The sequence below is a fragment of the Collinsella sp. Sow4_D11 genome (genome assembly GCF_052116465.1).
Classification (GTDB): Bacteria; Actinomycetota; Coriobacteriia; order Coriobacteriales; family Coriobacteriaceae; genus Collinsella.
Window position 1 is genome coordinate 1 of the sequence record NZ_JBQKLA010000047.1, and the last position, 3390, is coordinate 3390.

At 66.3% G+C, this 3390-nt stretch carries 2 protein-coding genes; both read left to right on the forward strand.

What is annotated here, in order from left to right:
* The coding region (locus tag ACTQ40_RS10300) for a hypothetical protein (RefSeq protein WP_441564100.1) at positions 1-364 on the forward strand (364 nt) is incomplete at its 5' end.
* A complete protein-coding gene (locus ACTQ40_RS10305; RefSeq protein ID WP_441564101.1) occupies positions 364-3381 on the forward strand; it encodes a phage tail tape measure protein in 3018 nt (1005 codons plus the stop codon). The genes ACTQ40_RS10300 and ACTQ40_RS10305, both read left to right, overlap by 1 nt.
* Positions 3382-3390: the final 9 nt, after the last annotated feature.

Consider the following 3390-nt stretch of genomic DNA (forward strand, 5'->3'; position numbering starts at 1 on the left):
CCGATTCAACGGGTGGGAGCCGACCACGGTCACCACCACCCGCCCCGACGGCACAACCATCACCACCCGTGACCCCGAGTTCGACGCGTGGGAGCGGTCGCTGTGGATCGCGTTCGATGCGTGGGAGAAGCAGTGCTGCCCCGGATGCGGCACCCCCTATGAGCGTGGACTGTGGGACAACGACGCAGACCCGAACCAGCGCCCACGGTGGCGGGTCGGCATGTACCGCTGCCGCCCCTGCGAGGTGTTGCAGCAGGTGCAGAGCAAGCACATCAAGGCCCTCGAAGCGGCCAACCATGACCAGCCAGTCCCTACCGGCCATCTCCAGTGGTTCGCGTTCGAACACCCCGAAGGGAGGCCCTGATGGCTGATCGCAACGTCAAGGTCATTCTCGCGGCCTCCGTGGAGGGATTCACGGCGGCGATGGGGCGCGCGAAGGCGTCGGTTGAGACGCTGGGTGCTGCGACCGCGAAGGCGTCACAGACGGAGGGGTGGCGTCGCGCAGGTACCGCCATGATCGGGCTGGGCGTAGCCGCCATGGCTGGGGTCGCGATGGCCGTCCGCGCCTCAGCGTCGTTCGAGCAGTCCATGGCGGAGGTTGCCGCTACTGGCGAGGAGGCACGGGGGCAGATCGACGGCCTCCGCAAGGCCGCGCTCGACGCTGGACGCGACACCGCATACTCCGCCACCGAAGCCGCAGGCGGCATTACCGCACTCGCGAAGGCAGGTGTCTCGACTGCGGACATCCTGTCGGGTGGCCTGCGTGGCTCCCTCGACCTCGCCGCCGCCGGCCAACTCAGCGTCGCCGACGCAGCCGAGACTGCCTCCGCCGCACTCGTCCAGTTCAAGCTCCAGGGCAAGGACACGTCACGAGTAGCCGACCTGTTGGCCGCTGGTGCGGGCAAGGCCATGGGCTCGGTTGGGGACATGGGGCAGGCTCTCAAGCAGTCCGGCGTCGTCGCCTCCCAGTTCGGGGTCTCTATCGAGGAGACCGTCGGCACCCTCGCCGCGTTCGCCTCCACGGGCATGATCGGTGCCGAGGCTGGCACAGGCTTCAAGTCGATGCTGCTGGCGCTCGCGAAGCCGTCGAAGGACGCGCAACGCACCATGGACGATCTCGGCATCGCCGCCTACGATGCCCAGGGCCAGTTCGTCGGCATCACCGACCTCGCCGGACAACTCAAGGACAAGCTGGGTGGCCTGACCGTGGAGCAGCGGCAGGCTGCTCTGTCCACCATCTTCGGGTCGTTCGCGATCCGCAACGCCTCGGTGCTGTACGAGCAGGGTGCCGAGGGCATTCAGCAATGGGTCAACAACGTCAACGACTCCGGCTACGCGGCGCGTGTCGCCGCTGGGCTGCTGGACAATCTCAACGGCGATCTCCAGGTGCTCGGCGGCTCGTGGGAGACACTGCTGATCAAGATGGGCACCGACGCACAGGCGCCGCTGCGCGGCGTGGTGCAGTGGATGACTGAGCTGATCAATGCGGTCGCCGAGCATCCAACCATGGCAGCATCGATCCTCAAGCTGCTGGCCGCGTTCGGCGGGTTCGCGCTCGCCGCGGGCCTCATCATGAAGGCCACCACGGCCGCCGTCGAGTTCCGCACCGCACTCGGCGCGCTCCGCACCGAGCACCCCCAAGCCGTGGGCGCGCTCGGCAAGATCGGTAAGGCTGCCGGCGCTGTGGGCTTGGCCTTCGCTGGCCTCGAGATCGCCTCCATGATCTTCGAGAAGATTCGGGCAGGCCAGCCCACTCTGGAGCAAACCTCGTCGCTGATGCTGCAACTGGCGGCATCCACCGACTCGGCCGCTTCCGCACTGTCCCGCCAGGACTTCGCCGCCCAGACGAGCATGGGCTTCCAGAAGATCGAGCTGAGCGTCGAAGCTGCATTCGAGCAGCTCAAGAAGTGGGACAACCTGCGCGACGGCTCCGACCCACTCGCCAAGATGTTCGCCGGCATGTCCGGCCACTACGGCGCGCTCAAGGAGCTCGAGGAAGGGTTCCAACGTGCGGACAGTGCGTTGAGCCAGATGGTGAGCTCCGGCAGCGCCGATCAGGCCGCAGCAGCATTCTCTCGCATGGCCGAGGCTGCGAGGCAGCAGGGCGTCGACAACGAGTCCCTGATCCGCCAGTTCCCGACCTACGCGGAGGGTCTGCGTGCGCAGGCGTCCTCGCTGCATGAGGCAACCGGGTACACCGACCTGCTGAACCTGTCGAACGAGGACCTCGTGCGCTGGATGGGTGGCGAGATTCCCATCGCAGTGCAGTCCGCGCAGATCGCCACCAAGAACGCAGGCTCGGCATCCGAAGCGCTGACGAAGAAGCAGAAGGAACTCGCCAGCGCCACCGACACCGCGACGCAGAGCTATGACGACTACGTAGACAGCCTGTTCGCCGCCAATCAGGCCGCGATGGCATCGCTCGACAGCCAACTCGCGTTCAACAAATCCCTGCTCGACGGGCAGGCCGCCGCGCAGAAATGGGCAGGCGAGGTAAAGGCGGGCAACGCCAAAGCCGCCGACGCATTCAGCAAGACCACCGAGGCTGGCATCGCCAACAACCGCGTGATGATGGACATGATCTCCAACGCCCAGCGCGACGTAGAGGAACGCAAGCGGCAGGGTGACAGTGTTGAGTCGATCATCGCCACCCATGGGCGCCACCGCGACGAGCTGCTCAAGGTCGCAACCCAGTTCACCGGCAGCAAAGAGGCAGCCACGAGGTACGTGGACGAGCTGTTCAAGACCCCCAAGGACATCAAAACCGCTGTGCAACTGGAGAAGGCCGCTGCGGATGCCCGACTCAGGGAGTGGCAGTCAAAGCTCAACAACGTGCCCGACAGGGTGCGCACCGACATTCTCGCTGCCGTGCAGAGGGGCGACCTTGCCACCGCCAACCAGCTCCTGGCAGACGCGGCCCGAGACCGAACCGCGACGATTCGCGTCCGCATCTCCAAGGACGGAACCACGATGACGGGCGGCGGCAACAAGGCCCTCATCAACGCCGCTGGCGGACTCTACTCAGACCGCGCCAATGGACATCTCCCGCAGATCGCGAAGGCTGGAGATTGGCGCATCTGGGCCGAGCCGGAGACGGGTGGCGAGGCGTACATTCCGCTCGCCAATGACTGGCGGCGACCTCGGGCCCAATCAATCCTACGCGAGACGGCCAGCCTGATCGGGATGCGCACCTTTGCAGGAGGTGGCATCTCGCACACCTCCCCGGCGCTCGACACGTCGGGCATCTCGGCTGCTGTGGCGGATGGCCTGGCTGGTGCGCGGATTGTGATGGTGGACCCGACCTCGGGTGTGGAGCGGCTGGTGGATGCGCGGATCGAGATGGCTGGCCGTCGGTCGGCATCGACGGTGAGGAGACGCTGATGATACTGG

Excerpts from the sequence above, each read along its gene's own strand:
- ACTQ40_RS10305 (WP_441564101.1), top strand. The coding sequence starts at position 364 with ATGGCTGATCGCAACGTCAAGGTCATTCTCGCGGCCTCCGTGGAGGGA.